Below are 21,902 nucleotides of genomic sequence, written 5' to 3' on the forward strand. Positions count from 1 at the left end.
TCGGAAACTCTCACCCTTCTCAGAACAGACTCACACCGGCCTCGGTACAACCTCAGCCCAGCGTCACCGTGGGCGCCGGATTGCTCCCGCTCCACGAGGCGTTGAACCCGAGCGTCACCGAACCGCCGTCCGGGACGGTCCCGTTGTAGGAGGCGTTGGCGCAGCTCACCGCCGCGCCGGTCTGGGTGCAGTTCGCGTTCCAGGCCTGGGTGATCCGCTGGCCCGCGCCGTACGTCCAGGTGACCTTCCACGAGGAGAGCGCGGCCCCGGAGCACGCGATGCGCACCTGCCCCGTGAACCCGGTGTTCCACTGGCTCTGGACGCTGTACGTCGCCGTGCACGCTCCCGTGGGCGGCGTCGTGGTCCCGCCGCCGAGCGAGGCGGCGATCGCGTCGTACGCCGGTTTGGGCGCGTAGTTCTCGTCGTACGGGGTCGCCGCGCCGTAGCCCGAGAAGACGTCCGGGATCCAGGAGTCGGAGTCGGTGAAGCCCCAGACGGTCACGCCGTAGCAGCGGGTCACGGCGACACAGGCGTCGAACACCGCCTTGTAGTCGGCGGCCTGCTGGGCGAGTTTCGTGCTGTCGGAGGGGAGTTGCATCCGGATGTCCAGCTCCGTGATCGCGACGTCGACACCGAGGTCGGCGAAGCGCTGGATGTTCTGCTGGAGGGTGCCGGGGACCTGGCCGAGGATGAGATGGGCCTGGAGGCCGACGCCGTCGATCGGGACACCGCGCGCCTTCAGGGACTTGACCAGGTTGTACAGGGCGGTGCTCTTGGCGTTGACGCCCTCGACGTTGTAGTCGTTGATGTAGAGCTTGGCGCTCGGGTCGGCGGCGTGTGCCCGGGTCAGCGCCTGGGCGATGTAGTCGGCGCCGAGGCCGTTGTACCAGAGGGTCGAGCGGTAGGTGCCGTCCTCGTTGAAGGGCTCGTTGACCACGTCCCAGGCGGCCAGCTTCCCCTTGTAGCGGGTGACCTCGGTGGTGATGTGGTCCTGGAGCAGACCGCTCAGTTCGGCGGTAGTCCAGGTGCCGTTGGTCAGCCAGTTCGGGTTCTGGCTGTGCCATACCAGGGTGTGACCGCGCACCTGCTGGTTGTGGGCCTGCGCGAACGCGACGATCTGGTCGGCCTCGGCCCAGTCGAAGCTGCCCCGGGTGGGCTCGACGGTGCCCCATTTCATCGCGTTGCCCGGGGTCAGCGAGTTGAACTGGCCCCCGGCGATGTCGCCGTAGGTCCCGGTCAGCTTGGAGCCGGTGACGGCGGTGCCGATGACCTTGCCCTTGGCGGCGGCGAGGTCGCGCAGCGGGGTGCCGGCGGCGTGTGCCGTCGTACCGGCCGCGAGCAGGGCGCCCACGGTCACGACTCCCGCGAACAGGGCGGCGACGCGGCGGGATAAGGGACGGGTCAAGGAGCTGGTTCGGGAGGTTCTCATTGCGGGTGCCTCCGAAAGTTTCGGCTGTACAACCGATTGACTTCGGAGGAGTGTGGAGGCGGATGCCCCACCCGTCAATACGGTCCCCCGGCCGACTTCGACCCGATCCGGCCACCTCGGCCCCACGCCACACACAGGCCCCACGCTCCCGCCCCGGCGCCGAAGGGGCGAACGGCCACCACGAAGCACCCGCGGTCGGCCACGCACGGAAGGGGCCGTGCCGGTACATCGATGCCCGTCGCCACCGACGCCCACGCCTCACCCAACGGCGACGGGCTGATGCACCGGCACGGCCCCGACCCACAACGCACCCGCACCGCACCCGCGAACGACAGGGGCGGGCTACCGGAGGCGCCCGGTCTCACGCCGCAGGCGGCGCCGTGCTGCTGCGGACGACCAGGCTCGTCGCCAGTTCCATCCTCGTCCCGGCCGACGGCCTCTCCTGGCGGCTGAGGTCGAGCACCAGCTTCGCCGCGGCCTCGGCCATCTCCGTGAGCGGCTGCCGTACGGTCGTCAGCGGCGGCCCCACCCAGCGTGCCACCGGCAGATCGTCGAAACCGACGACGCTCAGGTCCTCGGGAATGCGCAGCCCCAGCTCACGGGCCGCCTCGTAGAGGCCGAGCGCCTGGAGGTCGTTTCCGGCGAAGACGGCCGTGGGCCGGTCGGGACGGCGCAGCAGGTCGAGGCCGATCCGGTGGCCGGCCTCGTGGTGGAAGTCCCCGGCGACGATCAGCGAGGGGTCGACCGGCAGCCCGGCCGTCTCCAGCGCCGCACGGTAGCCGTCGACCCGCGCCCGGCTGCACATCATCCGTGACGGCCCGCTGATGGCGCCGATCCGGGTGTGGCCGAGTTCGACGAGGTGGCGGGTGGCGGCGAGACCGCCCTGCCAGTTGGTGGCGCCGATGGAGGGCACGTCGACTCCGGGGTCGCCCGCCGGATCCATCACCACGAAGGGGATGGACCGGCTGTTCAGCAGGGCGCGCTGGGAGTCGTCGAGGCCCGACAGGACGAGCACCACGCCGTGCGGGCGGCGGGCGGCGACCTGGTCGGCCCAGGTCCGGCCGGGGGTGAGGCGACCGGCGGACTCGGAGAGCACCACGCTGAGGCCGGCGTCCCTGGCGACGTTCTCCACGCCCCGGATGACCTCCATCGCCCAGGCGCTCTCCAGCTCGTGGAAGACCAGGTCGATCAGCGGCGAGCGGGAAGCCTCGGCCCTGCGGCGCCGGTAGCCGTAGGCGTGCAGCAGCTCCTCGACACGGGAGCGGGTCGCGGGGGCGACGTCGGCGCGACCGTTGAGGACTTTCGAAACAGTCGGAGCCGAGACACCGGCCTCCCGGGCGATCTCGGCCAGCGTCGCCGTCTGTGCTTCTGCGGACTTCCCAGGCTTCATGGCGGCGATCGTATATCTGCGCGACCCCTTGACGGGCCTACCGGATCGTCTTACCTTCCCGGAACATTCGAAAAATAACTCGAAACATTCGCGATGGATCATCGGCGATCCTTCGCGCCTACCGAGAGGTGCCGTCCTATGGAGTCCTACAGCAGACGTTGGTTCCTCGGCGCGGGCACGGCTGCCCTGGCCTCCGTCGGCGGGCTCACCGCCTGCGGCTCCAGCGGTGGTTCCGGCGCCGACGGGACGCTCACCGCGTTCGTATACGGCGACGACGCGGCGAAGATCCAGGTCAAGTCCGTGAACCGGTTCAACGCGTCGGCCGCCGCGAAGAAGGCCAAGGGCACGATCAAGCTCCAGAAGGTGCCCGCCACCGACTACCCGGCCAAGCTGCGCACGGCCATGGGCTCGCCCAACGCTCCCGACGTGTTCTTCAACTGGGGCGGCGGCTCCATCAAGGCCTACCGCGAGGCCGGCCAGCTCGTCGACCTGACCGACGTCATCACGTCCGACTCCGTGCTCAAGAGCGGCTTCCTGCCCTCGGTGCTGACGTCGGGCGGACTGGACGGCAAGAACTACGGCGTGCCGATGCGCGGCATGCAGCCCGTGATCCTCTTCTACAACAAGACCGTCTTCGAGGAGAACAAGCTCCAGCCGCCCACCACCTGGGACCAGTTGCTGGACAACAACACCAAGCTGAAGAAGGCGGGCATCACGCCGTTCGCCCTGGGCGGAGCGGACGTCTGGCCCGAGCTGATGTGGCTGGAGTACCTGGTCGACCGGATCGGCGGCCCCCAGGTCTTCGAAAAGATCAAGAACGGTGACGCCACCGCCTGGGGCGACCCGGCGGTCCTCAAGGCCGCCCAGACGGTCAAGGAACTGATCGACGACGGCGCCTTCGGCAAGGGCTACAGCTCGGTGGGTTACGGCAACGGCGGCGCTCCCGCGGTCTTCGCCAAGGGCAAGGCCGCGATGCATCTGATGGGTTCGTGGGAGTACTCCACGCAGCTCGGCAAGTTCCCCGACTTCGCCAAGAAGAACCTGGGCTGGTGCGCCTTCCCGCAGATCGAGGGCGGCGCCGGCGACATCCTCAACGTGGTCGGCAACCCGACCAACTACTGGTCGGTGAACGCCCGCACCTCCAACAAGGACGCGGCGATCGCCTTCCTGCGGGACTCCGCCTCCCTCGCGTACACGAAGGAACTCATAGCCAACGGTGACGTCCCGGCCACCTCGAACGCGGCGACCCTCCTGGACGCCTCGCCGAACCCGGAGTTCGCCAAGTTCCAGTACCAGATGGTGCAGAAGGCCCCGGCGTTCACGCTGAGCTGGGACCAGGCGGTCGACCCGGACGTGTCGACCCCGATGCTCACCGAGGTCAACAAGCTGTTCGTGGGCAAGTCCTCGCCGACGCAGTTCGTGTCGGCGCTCAAGGAGCTGAAGTGAGCGTGACGCAGGTCAAGGGCGGCCCGCGGAACGACGCGGGCCGCCCCCGCTCCGGCCGACGCAACAGGGCCGGCCGCCCGAGCGCGGCGCTGGCCCTCCCCGGCGTCCTGTTCTTCGCGTTCTTCGCCCTCGCCCCGATGGTCCTGGCCTTCTATCTGTCGTTCACCCGGTGGAACGGCCTGGGCGATCCGCAGCCGGCAGGGCTGGCCAACTGGCGCAAACTGCTGAGCGACGACCGGCTGACCCAGTCCCTGACGGTCACCGTCGGACTGACCGTGGTGAGCTGGGCGTTCCAGACGGTGATCTCCCTGCTCCTCGGCGTGTGGGCGGCGGGCAGGCAGCGCAACCGCGCGGTCCTCTCGGCGATCTTCTTCGTGCCGTTCCTGCTGTCGTCGACGGCGATCTCCCTGCTGTTCTACGCGCTGCTGGACCCGAACTTCGGCATCATCCACAGGGACACCCTGGGCACGACCAGCGGAGCGTTCCTCGCGATCGTGTTCGTCGGCGGCTGGCAGTTCATCCCCTTCCACACCCTGATCTACCAGGGCGGGGCACGGCAGATCCCCGAGGTGCTCTACCAGGCGGCGGCGATCGACGGGGCCGGACGCCTGCGCCAGTTCTTCTCGATCACGCTGCCGCAGCTCCGCAACACCGCGACGACGTCCGGTGTGCTGATGGTCGTCGGTTCGCTGACGTACTTCGAGACGGTCCTGATCCTCACCCAGGGCGGTCCCGGCACCGACACGGCGATCCTGCCGTACCTGATGTACGAGGCGGGCTTCAAGAGCTACGACTTCGGCTACGCGAGCGCCGTCGCCTCGTTCCTGGTGCTCGCGGCGACCGCGCTGTCCCTGCTGATGGTGAAGCTGTCCGGCTTCGGCGCGATGCGCAGCACCCGGGAAGGGATGTGACGCCATGTCACACGACACTTTGCCCCGTCCCGTGAAGACGGACTCCGCCCCGACGCCCGAGCGGCCCGCGCGCCGCCGCAGGCACTGGGCCAGGCGCGCCAACCCCCTGGCGGGCGCCGGCTCGCTGATCTGGCTGGCCGTCGTGATCATCCCGATCTACGCGATGTTCTCGGCCTCGCTCACCCACCAGGACGAGGCGCTGGGCCACAACGCCCTGAAGCCGCCGTCCCATCCGACCCTGGACAACTACAACACCGTCCTGCACAACGGCTTCGGTCATCTGCTGTGGAACACGGTGCTGGCCGCGGCCGGAGTCGTCCTGATCGTCCTGGTGCTGTGCGTCCCGCTGTCCTACGTGGCCGTGCGGACCCGCAGTGTCTGGTCGGGGGCCGCGTTCCGGCTGTTCCTGCTGGGCGTGGCGATCCCGGCGCAGGCCGTCGTGGTGCCCCTCTACCTGATGATCGCCAAGCTGAACCTGTACGACAGCCTGCTCGCGATCGTGCTGCCGACGGCCGCGTTCGCCATGCCGGTGTCGGTGCTGATCCTCACCGGCACGCTGCGGGACATCTCCGAGGAGATGTACGAGGCGATGGCGCTGGACGGCGCCTCCACCACCCGGATGCTGTTCCAGCTCGTCATCCCGATGTCCAAGGGCGGCATCAGCACCGTCGTCATCTACGCGGCGCTCCAGGCCTGGAACGGCTTCCTCTTCCCGCTGATCTTCACCCAGTCCGACGGGCCACGGGTGCTGACCCTCGGCCTGTTCAACTACGTGAGCGAGTTCGGCGTGAACATTCCCGCGATCCTCGCCTCCGTCGTCCTCTCCGGTGTCCCGATCTTCATCGTGTACCTGGTGGCCCGCCGCGCGCTGGTCGGCGGCCTCATGGGTGTGGGCGGCAAGTGAACGTGTACGACCAGGGGCGGTCGAACCCCCCTTTCCCCGACAGGAGTTCCATGACCACCGCTCCCTGGCGCGATCCCGCCCTGCCCGCCGCGACCCGCGTCGACGACCTGCTCTCCCGGATGACGCTGGAGGAGAAGACCGCCCAGCTCTACGGCGTGTGGGTCGGCGCCGACACGGACGGCGGCGGAGTCGCCCCGCTCCAGAGCGAGATGTCCTCCGACTACGACTGGGACGAGCTGATCACCCGCGGTCTCGGCCAGCTCACCCGCTCCTTCGGCACCGCCCCCGTGGACCCGGCGCTGGGCGCGCAGGCCCTTGCCCGCGCCCAGCGCCGGATCATCGAAGCGAGCCGCTTCGGCATACCCGCGGTCGCCCATGAGGAGTGCCTGGCGGGCTTCACGGCCTGGCAGGCGACGGCGTACCCGGTCCCGCTGTCCTGGGGCGCCACCTTCGACCCGGATCTGGTGGAGGAGCTGGGCCGGCGCATCGGCGAGGACCTGCGCTCGGTCGGCGTCCACCAGGGCCTCGCCCCGGTCCTGGACGTGGTCCGCGACCTGCGCTGGGGCCGGGTGGAGGAGACGATCGGCGAGGACCCGTACCTGGTCGGCACCGTCGCCACCGCCTATGTGCGGGGCCTGGAGTCGGCCGGGATCGTGGCCACGCTCAAGCACTTCGCCGGGTACGCGGCCTCGGCGGGTGCCCGGAACCTGGCGCCGGTGCGCGCCGGGGTGCGCGAGCTCTCCGACATCACGCTGCCGCCGTTCGAGATGGCGCTGCGCGAGGGCGGCGCCCGTTCGGTCATGGCCGCCTACAACGACACGGACGGCGTCCCGGCGTCGGCCGACCCGCAGCTGCTGACCGAGCTGCTGCGCGACGAGTGGGGCTTCACCGGCACGGTGGTCTCGGACTACTTCGGCATCGGCTTCCTCCAGACGCTGCACCGGGTGGCCGGCACCGAGGCCGAGGCGGCGCACAAGGCGTTGGAGGCCGGCATCGATGTCGAGCTGCCCACGCTGAAGTGCTACGGCGAGCCGCTGGTGGCCGCCGTCCGTGAGGGCACCGTCCCCGAGGCGCTGATCGACCGGGCGGCCCGCCGGGTGCTGCTCCAGAAGTGCGAGCTCGGCCTGCTGGACGAGGACTGGCGGCCGGAGACCGGACGGAGCGTCGACCTGGACTCCGCGGGCAACCGGGCGCTCGCCCGCAAGCTCGCCGAGGAGTCGGTGGTCCTGCTGGACAACGCGGACGGCCTGCTGCCGCTGGCCCCGGACACCCGGATCGCGGTGGTCGGTCCCCGCGCGGCGGACCCCCTGGCGATGCTCGGCTGCTACTCGTTCCCCTCGCACGTGCTCACGCACCACCCCGAGGTGCCGGCCGGCGTGGACATACCGACCGTCCTCGACTCGCTGCGCGCCGAACTGCCGGACGCCAAGGTGACGTTCGCGCAGGGCTGCGGGGTCTCGGACGCGGACCGGTCCGGGTTCGAGGAGGCGGTGGCACGGGCCGCGGAGGCCGACGTGTGCGTGGCGGTGCTCGGTGACCGTGCCGGGCTGTTCGGCCTGGGCACCTCAGGCGAGGGCTGCGACGTGGCCGACCTCGGCCTGCCGGGTGTGCAGGGCGAGCTGCTGGACGCCCTGGTCGCCACGGGTGTCCCGGTGGTCCTGGTGCTGCTCACCGGCCGCCCGTACGCGCTGGGCCGCTGGCAGGACCGTCTCGGCGGCGTCGTCCAGGCGTTCTTCCCCGGCGAGGAGGGCGGTCCCGCGCTGGCGGGCGTGCTGTCCGGCCGGGTCGGCCCTTCGGGCAGGCTGCCGGTGAGCGTGCCGCGCGACCCGGGCGGTCAGCCGTGGACCTATCTCCAGCCGCCGCTGGGTCTGGCGGGCGAGGTCAGCAGCCTGGACCCGACGCCGCTGTACCCGTTCGGCCACGGCCGCTCGTACACGTCGTTCGACTGGGAGCCGGCCGAGGTTCCCGGGACCGGCACCGGCACCGAGATCGGCACCGACGGTTCGTACGACGTGGCGGTGACCGTCCGCAACACCGGTGGGCACGCGGGCGCCGAGGTCGTCCAGCTCTACCTGCACGACCCGGTGGCCTCGGTGACCCGCCCGGACGTGCGGCTGATCGGCTACCAGCGCCTGGACCTGGCACCGGGTGAGGCCCGCCGTGTGACCTTCCGCTTCCACGCGGACCTCTCGGCGTTCACCGACCGCACCGGCACCCGGATCGTCGAACCGGGCGCCCTGGAACTGCGGCTCGCCGCCTCCAGCGCGGACGTGCGTCACACGGCCCGGCTGAACCTGACAGGTCCGGTACGGCAGTTGGGCACGGACCGGCGCATGCGCTGCGAGACCGAGGTCGCGCAGGTGTCCTGATCCGGCGGAGGACGCCTGGGGGGCCGGTAGCCGGGTGAGGACCCGGCGACCGGCCCGCGGGGCATCCAGCCCCGCATCCGACCCGCGCCCCGGGCGGCGGGCCCCACCGGTGGTCAGCCGCTGGGGCGGCGGGACCCACCGGTGCCCGTCGGCCGAAGGGCGGCGGTCAGTGGGGGTGGACCGACTCGAAGCGCCACCTGTGCACCGCCCGGGCCACCAAGTCCCCGTCGGGCTCCGGCAGTTCGGGCAGATCCGCGTCGTAGGCCGCGTCCCACCAGGTGATGACGAGGACCCGGTCCTGGGGTGCCCGCAGGATCTCCCGCCGCACCGGGTCCCCGGGGAGCGCCTGCCCGCGCACCCAGGCGAGCAGATCCTCGCCCCGGCCGGCGACGGCCCGTGCCTCCCACATCAGCGCGACGGTCACGGGTAGAGGTTCTCCTTCGCCACCTCGTGCACGTGATCGTGCGTGTGCGCGTGCCCGCGCCCCGGCACGTGCGGATCGGTCACCGGCAGCGAGGAGTCCGCCGAGAGGTCCCAGTCGGAGGCGGCCCGGTTCCGGGCGACCATCTCGGCGCCCAGCGCGGCGACCATCGCGCCGTTGTCCGTGCACAGCTTCGGGCGCGGCACCCGCAGCCGGATACCGGCGGCCTCGCAGCGCTCCTGGGCGAGCACCCGCAGCCGCGAGTTCGCGGCCACGCCACCGCCGATCATCAGGTGGTCGACGCCCTGGTCCTTGCACGCGCGGACGGCCTTGCGGGTGAGCACGTCCACCACGGCCTCCTGGAAGGACGCGGCCACGTCGCGCACCGGCACGTCCTCCCCGGCCGCCCGCTTGGCCTCGATCCAGCGGGCCACGGAGGTCTTGAGACCGGAGAAGGAGAAGTCGTAGGCCGGATCGCGCGGCCCGGTCAGACCGCGCGGGAACGTGATGGCGTTCGGGTCGCCCTCCTTGGCGTACCGGTCGATGACCGGACCGCCGGGGAAGCCGAGGTTCAGCACGCGCGCGATCTTGTCGAAGGCCTCGCCCGCCGCGTCGTCGATGGTCGCGCCCATCGGCCGTACGTCGGAGGTGATGTCGGTGGACAGCAGCAGCGAGGAGTGGCCGCCGGACACCAGCAGGGCCATCGTGGGCTCCGGCAGGGCGCCGTGCTCCAGCTGGTCCACACAGATGTGGGAGGCGAGGTGATTGACGCCGTACAGCGGCTTGCCGAGCGCGTACGCGTACGCCTTCGCGGCCGAGACCCCGACCAGCAGCGCCCCGGCGAGCCCGGGACCGGCGGTGACCGCGATGCCGTCCAGGTCTCCGGCCGACACGCCCGCGTCCTTCAGCGCCCGCTGGATGGTCGGGACCATCGCCTCCAAGTGGGCCCGGGACGCGACTTCGGGGACGACCCCGCCGAAGCGCGCGTGCTCGTCGACGCTCGACGCGATCGCGTCAGCGAGCAGGGTGTGCCCGCGGACGATGCCGACACCGGTCTCGTCGCAGGAGGTCTCGATGCCGAGGACGAGTGGTTCGTCAGCCATGGGTCTCTGTTCCTTGTACGGAGGTCGATGGGTCGTGCAGCCGCATCACCAGGGCGTCCACGTTCCCCGGCTGGTAGTAGCCGCGTCTGAAGCCGATGGCCTCGAAGCCGAAGCGCTCGTAGAGCTTCTGCGCGCGGACGTTGTCCACGCGGCACTCCAGCATCACCTCGGCGCAGTCGAAGTCGCTGGCGGCCCGCAGCAGCTCGGTGAGCAGCCGGCCACCGAGTCCGGTGCCCCACTGGTCCCGCCGCACCGCGATCGTCTGCACGTCGCCCAGGTCCCCCGCGGCGGCTAGCCCGGCGTATCCGACGAGCCGGTCGCCGTCGCAGGCGACCAGGTAGCGCCGGGTCGCCTCCGGGCCCCGGGAGTGGGCCAGTTCGGACCAGAACATGCCACGGGACCAGGCGTCGACGGGGAAGAGTTCCTTCTCCAGCTCCAGTACGGGATCGATGTCCCACCAGCGCATCTCGCGCAGTACGAAGGTCACTTGGGGGTGACCACCTTGTAGTTCTTGGGCACCTGGGCGTCCGGGCGGCGCAGATACAGCGGCCTGGGCGGCTCCAGTTCCTCACCGGCGGCCAGCTTCTCGGCGGCCAGCGAGGCGAGGGCGGCGGCCGAGACGTTCTCGGGCGCGCGGGCGTCGGCGAAGGTGCCGGGGTACAGGACCGCGCCCGCGCCGACGGCGGGCAGCGCGGTGACGGCCTCGTCGATCTCGGCGGGGCGGTCCACGGCGGGCTCCGACAGCCGGGTACGGCGGTCGGCGTACCGCGCCCAGTAGACCTCCTTGCGCCGGGCGTCCGTGGCGACGACGAACGGTCCCTCCACGTCGGCCGCGTACGCGAGCCCGTCGAGGGTGCACACACCGTGCACGGGCACGCCGAGCGCGACTCCGAAGGTGTCGGCGGTCATGAGGCCGACGCGCAGCCCCGTGTACGGGCCGGGGCCGACGCCCACGACGATGCCGGTGACGGCGTCCAGCTTGAGGCCTGCCTCGGTGAGCACCCGGTCGACGGCCGGCAGCAGCAGCTCCCCGTGCCGGCGCGCGTCCACCTGGCTCGACGAGGCGATGACGGACGTGCCGTCGTGCAGGGCGACGGTCACGGCGGGGGTGGCGGTATCCAGAGCGAGCAAGAGCACGCAAACAGCGTACGGCGCCGGAGCCCGACGCAAGGCCGCCCGGGACTCCCGTCCCTCGGCTGCTACCGTCAACAGCAAGGACGTACGAAGGTCGAGAGGTGGGCACACAAGGTGGCTAGGAGCAGCTCGGGAATCGTGGCCGGGCTCACCGTGGCGGCGCTCGCGGCAGTCGGCTTCCTCGCTTTCCAGGCATCCGCGAACGTTCCGGACACCCTGGGCGAACCGAGCGCGAGCGGGTCGGCCAAGCCCTCCGCCTCCAAGGCGCCCCAGGCCAAGAAGGACCCGGCCGCGCTGCCGGCCCCCTCCGGCAGCGGTGTGCGGGTCGTCTACTCGACCGGCTCCGACCGCGTCTGGCTCGTCGGCGCGCACAACAAGGTGAAGCGCACCTTCAAGGTCACCCCGGGCACGGTCGACCCGGCCGCCGGCACCTACGCCGTCACGTCGCGGACCGGCTCGACCCCCGGGTCCGACGGGACGCAGATCGAGCACGTCGTACGGTTCTCGCTGGTCAACGGCATCGCCTTCGGCTTCAGCGCCGCGGTGAACGGCTCCACCGAGGCTCCCGACCCGGAGAAGAAGCTCGGCGGCATCCGCTCCTCGCGCGCGGACGGCGACGCGATGTGGGCGTTCGCGACCGTCAACGCGAAGGTCGTCGTCATCAAGTGACCGCGGCGACGCCCCGGCCGGCGTATGCGTCAGGCGGCCCTGCGGGGGCGCTGCGCGCCGGGGTCGGCCAGGGGTGCGACGGGCGGCCTGGACACCGCCTCCGCCGCGGCGCACGCCGCCAGCAGATCCCGCATCGACACCCCGGCCACCGCGCGCGGCGCGGCCGGCACGTCACGTTCTGAAGCCGGCACTGCAGCCGACTCTGATGCCGACATGGACGCCTCCTCGGGCTTCGGGGGCAAGCGTGGTTAGGTAGACCTAACTACGTACTGATGTCCATGTGACCACGGCCGGGACGCCGAACGCAATATTTTGCCGACGTCCTGTCGGAAACGTTGGCCGAATGTACGAGCGAAGGCGGCCGACGCCACGAGGACCCGGCGAGACCGGGCAGGTGCGGCGCCGGGACGCGAGCCCGCCCCGCTCAGGCCGCGAGCACCGTCAGATCGGCGGCGGCCCAGCGCCGCCCGAGTCCCGTGACCGTCACGTGCCGCACCTCGTCGGTGGTGTCCCCGACGGCCCGGTGGATGACGACGTGCAGCCGGTCGTCGGTCAGCTCCTCGACCTTGCCCTCGCCCCACTCCACGACGATCACGGAGTCGGAGAGCGAGACGTCGAGGTCGAGGTCCTCCATCTCGTCGAGCCCGCCGCCGAGGCGGTACGCGTCCACGTGCACGAGCGGCGGTCCGTCGCCGAGGGAGGGGTGCACCCGGGCGATGACGAAGGTGGGCGAGGTGACGGCGCCGCGGACGCCGAGCCCCTCGCCGAGCCCGCGGGTCAGCGTGGTCTTGCCCGCGCCGAGCTCGCCGTTCAGCATCACGAGGTCGCCCGCGCGCAGCAGCTTGGCGAGCCTGCGGCCCAACTCCTGCATCTGCTCGGGAGAGTTGACGGTGATCTGCGCGCCGACGCCGTCCTGGGCGGGCTCAGCCGGGTTGTGCGCTGCTGCTGGTGCTTCCATAGCCGCCAACGGTAGCCCCTGCCGGCACGGCTCCGGCGCGCACGAGGAGGTCGGCGAGGCGGTCTATGACGACCTCGGGGTGCTCCAGCATGACCAGGTGTCCCGCGTCGGGCACGAGCACCAGCTCCGCGTCCGGCAGCAGGTCGGCGATGGCCTCGCTGTGCTCGCTCGGTGTCACCAGGTCCTTGACCCCGGCGAGGACGAGGACGGGCATCCCGGCGAACCGGGCCAGCGCGGCGGTCTTGTCGTGCTCGGTGAACGCCGGGTAGAACTCGGCGACCACGTCGATCGGCGTGCCCTCGATCATCCGCTCGGCGAACCGCTCGACGGCCGGATCGATGTCCCGGCCCCCGAACGAGTACCGCTTGATGACCCCGGCGAACAGGTCGGCCGTGGCCCGGCGTCCCCGCTCCACCAGGGCCGCCTGCTGACCGAGCGCCTTCAGCACACCGGGAAGCACGCGCCGTACGGCGGCGACGCCCGCGACGGGCAGCCCGAAGTTGACCTCGCCGAGCCTCCCCGACGACGTACCGACCAGGGCGACGGCGGCGACCCGGTCGCGGATCAGCTCGGGGAACTGGTCGGCGAGCGCCATGACGGTCATGCCGCCCATGGAGTGCCCGACGAGCACGATCGGGCCCTCGGGCACCGCCGCCTCGATGACGGCCAGCAGGTCGCGGCCGAGCTGGTCGATGGTGACCGGCTTGCGGTCCTCCAGCTGGGCCACCCCCCGCCCGGACCGCCCGTGGCTGCGCTGGTCCCAGTGCACCGTGCGCACGACACCACGCAGCGCGGCGCGCTGGAAGTGCCAGGAGTCCTGGCTGAGGCAGTAGCCGTGGCTGAAGACGACGGTGACGGGGGCGGGGGCCTTGCGGCCGAAGAGCCGGCGCCGGCGCGGGGCGAGCGAGGCCTCCGGCTCGACCTCGTCGACCTCGTAGTACAGCTCGGTGCCGTCGTCCGCGTACGCCTTGCCGGGCGTGCCGCGCAGCGTGCCGTACGGGCCGGTCGAGTCGAGGGCGAGGCGCGCCTTCTTGCGCATGCCGCGCCCGACCGTGAGCCGCTCGATCGCGACTCCGGCCGCGGCACCCGCCGCGACCACGCCTATCGCGGCGCCGGCCACACCGGCCTTGCGCCAGTTCCCGGCGGAGGCGGCGGCCGCCGAGGCCGCACTCACGACGGCCTCCGCGCTGGTCTCGCTCACGTTCCGCTCCTCTTCACTCCGGCTCTCGGCTGTCCGCTGTCGGCCCTGGATCGTGCGCGCGCCGGCCGGCTCCCGCCCGCCGTGCAGCGCCCGCCGATCTCCGCTCGCCGGGCCCCGCGCGCCTGTTCGGCTCCAGGGTGCTACCCGTCTTGTTCCTCTTTCACCTTCACGTAGACGCGCGGAACGCGGGTTCCGATGCGCGTGACGATCTCGTACGCGATGGTGCCCGTCGCGCGCGCCCAGTCCTCGGCGGTGGGCTCACCGCCGTCGCCGGGACCGAACAGGACGGCACGGGCGCCGGGCTCCGGCTCGTCACCGCCGAGGTCGACGACGAACTGGTCCATGGCGACCCGGCCCGCGACGGTACGCCACTTGCCGCCGACCAGGACGGGGCCGGTGCCCGAGGCGTGCCGGGGGACGCCGTCCGCGTAGCCGACGGGGACGAGGCCGAGGGTGGTCTCGCCCGGGGTGATGTAGTGATGGCCGTAGCTCACGCCGTGTCCGGCCGGTACGTGCTTCACCAGCGCGAGCGACGCGCTGAGCGTCATCACCGGGCGCAGTCCGAAGTCGGCGGGGGTGCCGAGCTCCGGGCTCGGCGAGATCCCGTAGACCGCGATCCCGGTCCGTACGAGATCGAAGTGGCTCTCGGGGAGGGTCAGGGTCGCGGGCGAGTTGGCGATGTGCCGCACCTCGGGGCGCACGCCCTGCTCCTCGGCGTACGCCACCATCTCGCGGAACAGCGCGAGCTGGGCCTGGATCGAGGGGTGGCCCGGCTCGTCGGCGCAGGCGAAGTGGGACCAGAGTCCGGTCACGGTGATCAGCCCGCTCGCCTCGGCGGCCAGGGCCTCGGCGACGAGCTCCGGCCAGTCGGCGGGCTGGCAGCCCGCGCGCCCGAGGCCGGTGTCGGCCTTGAGCTGCACCCGGGCTCGCACCCCGACGGCCTCGGCGGCCGCCGCGGCCTCCCGGAGCGCCCACATCCCGCTGACCGACACGTCGATGTCGGCCTCGACGGCCTCGACCCAGGGGCCGCCCGGGGTCCAGAGCCAGCACATGACGCGTCCCGGCAGGCCGGCCGCCCGCAGGGCGAGCGCCTCCTCCGGGGTGGCCGTGCCGAGCCAGGTGGCGCCCGCCTCGCGCGCGGCGCGGGCGCACTGGACCGCGCCGTGGCCGTAGGCGTCGGACTTGACCACGGCCATCAGTGCAGCGGTCGGCGCGTGGGCACGCAGGGCCCGCACGTTGGCGCGCAGGGCGGCCAGATCGATCTCGGCGCGGGCGCGCAGGGGCGCTGTCCGCGGGTGTGCTGTCTCTGTCATCGCGCCCCAGTCTCTCAGAGGCGTGATGCGGCCTCCCGGCACCGGTCCCCGGACGGGCGTTCCCCGCTCATGGCCGCGCGTTCAGCCGCGCGGCCTTCGGCCCCAGACATAGACGTGGTCGCCCTTCCTGAGCACCTTCCAGAGCCCGCGGGCGTCGGCGAGCCGCAGATTCACGCAGCCCATCGAGCCGCCGACGGTACGGATGCTGCCGCGGACGGCGTGGAAGGCCTGCCCGCCGCTGAAGAACTGGGCGTACGGCATGGGGCTGTTGTACAGGCTGGACCAGTGGTGACGGTGCTTCCAGTAGATCCTGAACCAGCCGGTGCGGGTGGGGTGCCGGACGCTGCCGCTGCGCATCGGCACCGGGCCGTACAGGATGCGGCCCCGCTGCTGCACCCAGGTGCGCTTGTGGGTGAGGTCGACACAGGCGACGCGGTAGGAGCGGGCCGGGCAGCCGCGCGGGGGGCGGGTGTGCGGGGCGGCGTGGGCCGACAGCGTCCGCATGCGGGCCCAGGTCGCCGGTCCGGCGGTGCCGGTGGCGGGCTGGATCCCGTGCTTCCTCTGGAAGGCGCGGATGGCCCGGCAGTCGGCCGCCGACTGCTTCCCGTCCACCCTCAGCCTCAGCCACCGCTCGGCCTGCCGCTGGTAGGGACCGCCGCGCCCGTCGCACCCCACCGCGGGCCGGGCTTCCGCCCCGGCGTGCGGAGAGGAGGCGCCCGGCCCGGACGTCTCCGGCCCCGACCCGGCGGGCCCGAACCCGCCCGACGCGGACCCCACCGGCGCCGACCCGCCCGATCCGCCCCCGAGCACCCCGGCCGTGACCGGCCCGCGCGTGCCCGACCCCGACCCGACCGGCCCGGACGTGACCGGCCTGTGCGCGACCGGCCCGGACCCGAGCGACCCAGACGGGACCCGCCCGTGCGCAACCGACCCAGACCCGAGCGACCCAGACGGGACCCGCCCGTGCGCAACCGACCCGGACCCGAGCGACCCGGACGGGACCCGCCCGTGCGCAACCGGCCCGGACCCGAGCGACCCAGACGGGACCCGCCCGTGCGCAACCGACCCAGACCCGAGCGACCCGGACGGGACCCGCCCGTGCGCGACCGCCCCGGACGTGACTGGTGTGGTCGTGCCCGGTCCCGACCCGTGCGACCCGGACGTGACCGGCCGGGGTGTGCCCCCGGGCATGTCCCGGACACCCCGCCCCGCGGCCGGCATGCCCATGGCCGCCGACAGCCGGGCGCCCGGGGCGTCGCCCGGCCAGGACGGACGTGGTCCTCCCGCCGCGCCGGGCCACGGCTCGCCGACCCGCCCGGAGGCGGGCGGCAGCGGAGCGGACGTGGCCGCCACCGCCCCCGCGGGAACGGCCGCCACCACCGCAAGCAGCACCGCGATCCCCCGGCACACCCTTCGTCTGCTCATCACGCGAACAGACATACGCAACATCACGCGCACCCCGGGGGCGCCACACGCACAGGGTCCCCCGATCAACGCAACGCCCACGGCACCCGCTCCCCCGCCGCCCCGGACCGGTCGGGACGGGGTGGTCGAGCCGGGCCGGGCGAGGGGTCAGTCGAGGGTGTCGCGCCAGGCCTGGGGCAGGGCGGCGGCCACGTCGTGGGCGCCCGCGGGTGCACCGTCCGCCGCGAAACGGCCGGCGAGTCCGTGCAGGTAGGCGGCGACGCTGCCCGCGTCGAGCGCAGAGAGCCCCGCCGCCAGCAGCGACCCCGCGAGCCCCGACAGCACGTCCCCGCTCCCCGCGGTGGCCAGCCACGCCGTCCCGGTGGCGTTCACCCGCACCGCGCCGCCCGTGGGACCGGCGACCAGCGTCGTCGCCCCCTTGAGGAGCACCGTCGCCCCGTACAGCCCCGCCAGTTCCCGTACGGAGGCCAGCCGGGCCTCCTCCACCGTCTCGCGGGAGACCCCGAGCAGCGCGGCGGCCTCCCCGGCGTGCGGGGTCATCAGCGTCGGCGCGGTACGGGCCCGCACGGCCCCCCGGTCGGCGAGCCGCAGCCCGTCCGCGTCCACCAGCACCGGCACGTCCGCGTCCAGCACCTCCGCCACCGCCGAGGCGTCGTCCCCGGCCCCGGGGCCCACCACCCAGGCCTGCACCCGCCCCGCCTTCGAAGGTCCCTCCGCGGACACCAGAGCCTCGGGGAAGCGGGCGACGACGGCGTCCGCGGCGGGCCCGACGTACCGCACCGCCCCGGCGCCGCCGCGCAGCGCCCCGGCCACGGCGAGCACCGCCGCCCCGGGATAGCGGGCGGACCCGGCGGCGATCCCGACGACACCGCGCCGGTACTTGTCGCTCTCCGCGCCCGGAAAGGGCAGCCGGGCCGCGACATCGGCGTGCTGGAGCGCCTCCACGTCGGCCGGCTCCGGCAGGTCGAGCCCGATGTCGACCAGGCGTACGGAACCGGCGTACCCGCGCGCCGGCTCGATGAGCAGCCCCGGTTTGTGGGTGCCGAAGGTGACGGTGAGGTCGGCCCGGACGGCCGCGCCGAGCACCTCCCCGGTGTCCGCCTCGACACCGGACGGCAGGTCGACGGCGACGACGGCGGCGCGCGAGGCGTGGGCGAGTTCGGCCAGGCGCGCGGCCTCCGGCCGCAGGCCGCCCTTGCCGCCGATCCCGACGATGCCGTCGACCACGAGGTCGGCCCGCCGCAGGAGCGGTTCGGCGGCGCCGGGCGCGGCCGGGGTGCCTCCGGCGCGCAGCAGTGCCGCCAGTCCTCCCGGGTGGGTCCGGTCGGGGGCGAGCAGCACCGCGGTGACACCGGCCCCGCGCCGGGCGAGGCGCGCCCCCGCGTACAGGGCGTCGCCGCCGTTGTCCCCGCTGCCGACCAGCAGCACGACCCGGCGGCCGTACACCCGGCCCAGCACGTCCGCGCAGGCGGCGGCGAGTCCGGCGGCCGCCCGCTGCATCAACGCCCCCTCGGGGAGCCGTTCCATCAGCTCCCGCTCGGCGGCCCTCACGGTCTCCACGCTGTAAGCAGTACGCATGACGCCGAGTCTCCCGCACCGGCACGCCCCGTGCGCGCTCCCCGCGTCGCGCGGGCCCGTGGGCCCCGTCCGGAGCCCCGGCGCCGTACGGGCCGGTGAACCCCGTCCGGAGCGATCCCGGCAACTCCCGGCGACTCCCGTACCGCTCGGCCCGGAGACGGCAAGCCCGCGGCCTTCGTACCGTCCGCTCCAGGACAGCGGCGACGGCCCCCGGCTACCCCTCCGCCACCACCACCGCCGAGGCCACCCCGGCGTCGTGACTGAGCGACACGTGCCAGGAGGCCACGCCCAGTTCGGCCGCGCAGGCCGCCACCGTGCCCTTCACGCGCAGCCTCGGCCGGCCGCTGTCCTCCACGTAGACCTCGGCGTCCGTCCAGTGCAGTCCCGCCGGGGCGCCCAGCGCCTTGGCGAGCGCCTCCTTCGCCGCGAAGCGGGCCGCGAGCGAGGCGATGCCCCGCCGTTCGCCACTGGGCAGCAGCAACTCGCTCTCCACGAAGAGACGTTCGGCCAGCCCGGGCGTCCGCTCCAGCGACGCCCGGAACCGGTCGATCTCGGCCACGTCGATACCGACCCCGATGATGCTCATGTCCGCACCCTAGAGGGCGGGGCGGTGCCGCCGCCTCACACCGCGGCGCCGCTCACTCCACCGTCACGGACTTCGCGAGGTTGCGCGGCTGGTCCACCTCGTTGCCCCGGGCCGTCGCCAGTTCGCAGGCGAACACCTGGAGCGGGACCGTCGACACCAGCGGCTGGAGCAGGGTGGGCGTGGCCGGGATGCGGATGAGGTGGTCGGCGTACGGGACGACCGCCTCGTCGCCCTCCTCCGCGATGACGATCGTGCGGGCGCCCCTGGCCCGGATCTCCTGGATGTTGGAGACGATCTTGTCGTGCAGGACCGAGCGGCCCCGCGGCGACGGGGCCACGACCACCACCGGCATGTCCTCCTCGATCAGCGCGATCGGGCCGTGCTTGAGCTCCCCCGCCGCGAAGCCCTCGGCGTGCATGTACGCCAGCTCCTTCAGCTTCAGGGCGCCTTCCAGCGCGACGGGATAGCCCACGTGCCGGCCGAGGAACAGCACGGTGTTCTTGTCGGCGAGGGAGCGCGCGAGCTCCCGTACGGGCTCCATGGTCTCCAGGACCCGCTCGACCTCGCGGGAGACGCGCGACAGTTCCCGGATGACGGCCTGGATCTCGTCGCCCCACTTGGTGCCGCGCACCTGGCCCAGGTACAGCGCCACCAGGTAGCAGGCCACGAGCTGGGTGAGGAACGCCTTGGTGGAGGCGACGGCGACCTCGGGGCCGGCGTGCGTGTACAGCACCGCGTCGGACTCGCGCGGGATCGTCGAGCCGTTGGTGTTGCAGATCGCCAGCACCCTGGCGCCCTGTTCGCGGGCGTGCCGCAGCGCCATCAGCGTGTCCATGGTCTCCCCGGACTGCGAGATGGCGATGACGAGCGTCTGCCGGTCGAGGATGGGGTCCCGGTAGCGGAACTCGCTGGCCAGCTCCACCTCGCACGGGACGCGCGTCCAGTGCTCGATGGCGTACTTGGCGATCAGCCCGGCGTGGAAGGCGGTCCCGCAGGCGACGATGACGACCTTGTCGACCTCCCGCAGCGCCCGCACGGGGATGCGCACCTCGTCGAGCCGCAGCGAACCGGCCGCGTCGATCCGTCCCAGCAGGGTGTCGGCGACCGCCTTGGGCTGCTCGGCGATCTCCTTGAGCATGAAGTAGTCGTAGCCGCCCTTCTCCGCCGCCGACGCGTCCCAGTCGACGTGGTACGAGCGGACCTCGGCGGGGCTGCCGTCGAACCCGGTGACGGTCACACCGTCGCGGCGCAGTTCGACCACCTGGTCCTGTCCCAGTTCGATCGCCGAGCGGGTGTGGGCGATGAACGCGGCGACGTCCGAGGCGAGGAAGGCCTCGCCGTCGCCGACACCGACCACCAGGGGCGAGTTCCGGCGTGCCCCGACGACCACGTCCGGCTCGTCGGCGTCCACGGCGACCAGCGTGAACGCGCCCTCCAGGCGCCGGCACACCAGCCGCATCGCCTCCGCCAGGTCCGCGCACGAGGAGTACTCCTCGGCGAGCAGATGGGCGACCACCTCGGTGTCCGTCTCGGAGGCCAGGTCGTGCCCCCGCTCGGCCAGCTCGTCGCGGAGCAGGGCGAAGTTCTCGATGATGCCGTTGTGGACGACGGCGACCCGGCCCGCGTTGTCGAGGTGCGGATGGGCGTTGGCGTCCGTGGGGCCTCCGTGGGTGGCCCAGCGGGTGTGCCCGATCCCCGTCGTTCCGGCCGGCAGCGGCCTGCCGCCCAGCTCCTTCTCCAGGTTGACCAGTTTCCCGGCCTTCTTCGCGACGGCGAGTCCCCCGTCCGCCAGCACGGCGACACCCGCCGAGTCGTATCCCCGGTACTCGAGTCTCTTCAGTCCGGCCATCACCACGTCGAGCGCCGGCTGCGACCCCACATAACCCACGATTCCGCACATGGCGGCAGCGTACGGTCCATCGCCCGTCCGAATCAGGCTCACCGTGCCCGATATCGGAAATTCTGACGCCCTTTCGGAGCCGGCCGGCGGGCTCCCCGGCCCCACCGGAGTCACCCGGCGTGACGGACCCCACCCTCCATCCCGTCCATACTCCCGTAACAATGGACTGTGATCTCTCCGGTCTCCCCGTTGCCGCGGAGCGCCCACCGGTCCAAGCCGGAGGCGACTCCCTACGTCGATCTCACCCGTGCCGAGTGGAGCGCGCTGCGTGAGAAGACACCGCTCACGCTGAACGCCGAGGAGCTCGAGAAGCTGCGCGGCCTGGGCGATGTCATCGACCTCGACGAGGTGCGGGACATCTATCTGCCGCTGTCCCGGCTGCTGAACCTGTACGTCGGCGCCACGGACGGACTCAGAGGCGCTCTCAACACGTTCCTGGGCGAGAAGGGCTCACAATCCGGCACCCCGTTCGTCATAGGCGTCGCCGGTTCCGTGGCCGTCGGCAAGTCCACCGTGGCCCGTCTGCTCCAGGCGCTGCTCTCCCGCTGGCCCGAGCACCCCCGCGTCGAACTGGTCACCACGGACGGCTTCCTGCTCCCCACCAAGGACCTCGAAGCGCGCGGACTGATGTCGCGCAAGGGCTTCCCCGAGTCGTACGACCGCCGGGCCCTGACCCGGTTCGTCGCGGACATCAAGGCGGGCAAGGACGAGGTGACGGCGCCCGTCTACTCCCACCTGATCTACGACATCGTGCCGGGCGAGCGGCTCACCGTCCGCCGCCCCGACATCCTCATCGTCGAGGGCCTGAACGTGCTCCAGCCGGCACTGCCCGGCAAGGACGGCCGCACGCGGGTCGGTCTCGCGGACTACTTCGACTTCAGTGTGTACGTGGACGCCCGCCCCGAGGACATCGAGCGCTGGTACCTGAACCGCTTCCGCAAGCTGCGCGCGACGGCCTTCCAGAAGCCCGACTCGTACTTCCTCAAGTACACCCAGGTCTCGGAGGAGGAGGCCCTCGACTACGCCCGTACGACCTGGCGCACCATCAACAAGCCGAACCTGCTGGAGAACGTGGCCCCCACCCGCGGCCGGGCCACCCTCGTCGTGCGCAAGGGCCCGGATCACAAGGTGCAGCGCCTGAGCCTGCGCAAGCTGTAGTCCGGCG

General features: G+C 72.5%; 20 protein-coding genes. 6 read left to right on the top strand and 14 right to left on the bottom strand.

Annotated features, from left to right (window positions below; genetic code table 11):
* Positions 1-52: 52 nt before the first annotated feature.
* Both ACF07B_RS16170 and ACF07B_RS16175 read right to left on the bottom strand, forming a co-directional pair.
* A complete protein-coding gene (locus ACF07B_RS16170) occupies positions 53-1,429 on the bottom strand; it encodes an endo-1,4-beta-xylanase (RefSeq protein ID WP_392179403.1) in 1,377 nt (458 codons plus the stop codon).
* 361 nt (positions 1,430-1,790) lie between these two features.
* Positions 1,791-2,819, bottom strand: coding sequence for a LacI family DNA-binding transcriptional regulator (locus tag ACF07B_RS16175; RefSeq protein ID WP_392179404.1), 1,029 nt, complete (start codon positions 2,817-2,819; stop codon positions 1,791-1,793).
* A gap of 138 nt (positions 2,820-2,957) precedes the next feature.
* Here ACF07B_RS16175 and ACF07B_RS16180 point away from each other — a divergent pair, with 138 nt between their 5' ends.
* Genes ACF07B_RS16180 through ACF07B_RS16195 form a run of 4 tightly spaced genes read left to right on the top strand, consistent with a single transcriptional unit; the run spans position 2,958 to position 8,449 of the window.
* The gene (locus ACF07B_RS16180; protein WP_392179405.1) at positions 2,958-4,265 is read left to right on the top strand and encodes an ABC transporter substrate-binding protein; all 1,308 of its coding nucleotides are present in this window, start codon (positions 2,958-2,960) and stop codon (positions 4,263-4,265) included.
* 2 nt (positions 4,266-4,267) lie between these two features.
* Positions 4,268-5,176 (top strand): carbohydrate ABC transporter permease, encoded by a 909-nt coding sequence (locus tag ACF07B_RS16185; RefSeq protein WP_369480903.1) that lies wholly within the window; start codon positions 4,268-4,270, stop codon positions 5,174-5,176.
* 4 nt (positions 5,177-5,180) lie between these two features.
* Positions 5,181-6,080 carry a carbohydrate ABC transporter permease gene (locus tag ACF07B_RS16190; RefSeq protein WP_392179406.1) on the top strand — a complete coding sequence of 300 codons (900 nt, stop codon included), beginning with the start codon at positions 5,181-5,183 and terminating at the stop codon, positions 6,078-6,080.
* Positions 6,081-6,130: 50 nt separating this feature from the next.
* Positions 6,131-8,449, top strand: coding sequence for a glycoside hydrolase family 3 N-terminal domain-containing protein (locus ACF07B_RS16195; protein WP_392179407.1), 2,319 nt, complete (start codon positions 6,131-6,133; stop codon positions 8,447-8,449).
* Between the two features lie 166 nt (positions 8,450-8,615).
* Here the strand turns inward: ACF07B_RS16195 and ACF07B_RS16200 are convergent, their stop codons facing one another.
* Genes ACF07B_RS16200 through tsaB form a run of 4 tightly spaced genes read right to left on the bottom strand, consistent with a single transcriptional unit; the run spans position 8,616 to position 11,110 of the window.
* A complete protein-coding gene (locus ACF07B_RS16200) occupies positions 8,616-8,873 on the bottom strand; it encodes a hypothetical protein (protein ID WP_392179408.1) in 258 nt (85 codons plus the stop codon).
* Positions 8,870-9,973, bottom strand: coding sequence for a tRNA (adenosine(37)-N6)-threonylcarbamoyltransferase complex transferase subunit TsaD (gene tsaD, locus ACF07B_RS16205; protein WP_369480834.1), 1,104 nt, complete (start codon positions 9,971-9,973; stop codon positions 8,870-8,872). The genes ACF07B_RS16200 and tsaD overlap by 4 nt, the downstream gene beginning before the upstream one ends.
* Positions 9,966-10,439, bottom strand: coding sequence for a ribosomal protein S18-alanine N-acetyltransferase (gene rimI, locus ACF07B_RS16210; protein ID WP_326790839.1), 474 nt, complete (start codon positions 10,437-10,439; stop codon positions 9,966-9,968). The genes tsaD and rimI overlap by 8 nt, the downstream gene beginning before the upstream one ends.
* Before the next feature lie 17 nt (positions 10,440-10,456).
* Entirely contained in the window at positions 10,457-11,110 is a 654-nt protein-coding gene (gene tsaB, locus ACF07B_RS16215; RefSeq protein WP_392179409.1) for a tRNA (adenosine(37)-N6)-threonylcarbamoyltransferase complex dimerization subunit type 1 TsaB, read from the bottom strand.
* Positions 11,111-11,221: 111 nt separating this feature from the next.
* Here tsaB and ACF07B_RS16220 point away from each other — a divergent pair, with 111 nt between their 5' ends.
* Complete coding sequence (locus ACF07B_RS16220) at positions 11,222-11,776, top strand: hypothetical protein (protein ID WP_392179410.1); 555 nt, start codon at positions 11,222-11,224, stop codon at positions 11,774-11,776.
* 29 nt (positions 11,777-11,805) lie between these two features.
* Here the strand turns inward: ACF07B_RS16220 and ACF07B_RS16225 are convergent, their stop codons facing one another.
* From ACF07B_RS16225 to glmS, 8 genes are all read right to left on the bottom strand, one after another.
* Positions 11,806-11,991, bottom strand: coding sequence for a hypothetical protein (locus tag ACF07B_RS16225; RefSeq protein ID WP_369480837.1), 186 nt, complete (start codon positions 11,989-11,991; stop codon positions 11,806-11,808).
* 209 nt (positions 11,992-12,200) lie between these two features.
* A complete protein-coding gene (gene tsaE, locus ACF07B_RS16230; protein WP_369480838.1) occupies positions 12,201-12,734 on the bottom strand; it encodes a tRNA (adenosine(37)-N6)-threonylcarbamoyltransferase complex ATPase subunit type 1 TsaE in 534 nt (177 codons plus the stop codon).
* Positions 12,700-13,935, bottom strand: coding sequence for an alpha/beta hydrolase (locus ACF07B_RS16235; protein WP_362408308.1), 1,236 nt, complete (start codon positions 13,933-13,935; stop codon positions 12,700-12,702). The genes tsaE and ACF07B_RS16235 overlap by 35 nt, the downstream gene beginning before the upstream one ends.
* A 140-nt stretch (positions 13,936-14,075) precedes the next feature.
* Complete coding sequence (alr, locus tag ACF07B_RS16240; protein WP_392179411.1) at positions 14,076-15,248, bottom strand: alanine racemase; 1,173 nt, start codon at positions 15,246-15,248, stop codon at positions 14,076-14,078.
* 81 nt (positions 15,249-15,329) lie between these two features.
* Positions 15,330-15,923, bottom strand: a complete 594-nt coding sequence (locus ACF07B_RS16245; protein WP_369480841.1) for a L,D-transpeptidase family protein — start codon at positions 15,921-15,923, stop codon at positions 15,330-15,332.
* An 897-nt stretch (positions 15,924-16,820) separates the two neighbouring features.
* On the bottom strand, positions 16,821-18,251 hold the full coding sequence (locus ACF07B_RS16250) for an NAD(P)H-hydrate dehydratase (RefSeq protein WP_392179412.1): 1,431 nt from the start codon (positions 18,249-18,251) through the stop codon (positions 16,821-16,823).
* 214 nt (positions 18,252-18,465) lie between these two features.
* Positions 18,466-18,837: a holo-ACP synthase gene (locus tag ACF07B_RS16255; RefSeq protein WP_326786047.1), complete on the bottom strand. Its 372-nt coding sequence runs from the start codon at positions 18,835-18,837 to the stop codon at positions 18,466-18,468.
* 52 nt (positions 18,838-18,889) lie between these two features.
* Positions 18,890-20,737, bottom strand: coding sequence for a glutamine--fructose-6-phosphate transaminase (isomerizing) (gene glmS, locus ACF07B_RS16260; RefSeq protein WP_369480843.1), 1,848 nt, complete (start codon positions 20,735-20,737; stop codon positions 18,890-18,892).
* A 168-nt stretch (positions 20,738-20,905) separates the two neighbouring features.
* Between glmS and coaA the strand changes: the two genes are divergently transcribed.
* Positions 20,906-21,895, top strand: a complete 990-nt coding sequence (gene coaA, locus ACF07B_RS16265) for a type I pantothenate kinase (protein ID WP_328449212.1) — start codon at positions 20,906-20,908, stop codon at positions 21,893-21,895.
* Positions 21,896-21,902 lie beyond the last annotated feature (7 nt).

Origin of the sequence: Streptomyces sp. NPDC015532 (assembly GCF_043078065.1) — a bacterium.
Classification (GTDB): domain Bacteria; phylum Actinomycetota; class Actinomycetes; order Streptomycetales; family Streptomycetaceae; genus Streptomyces.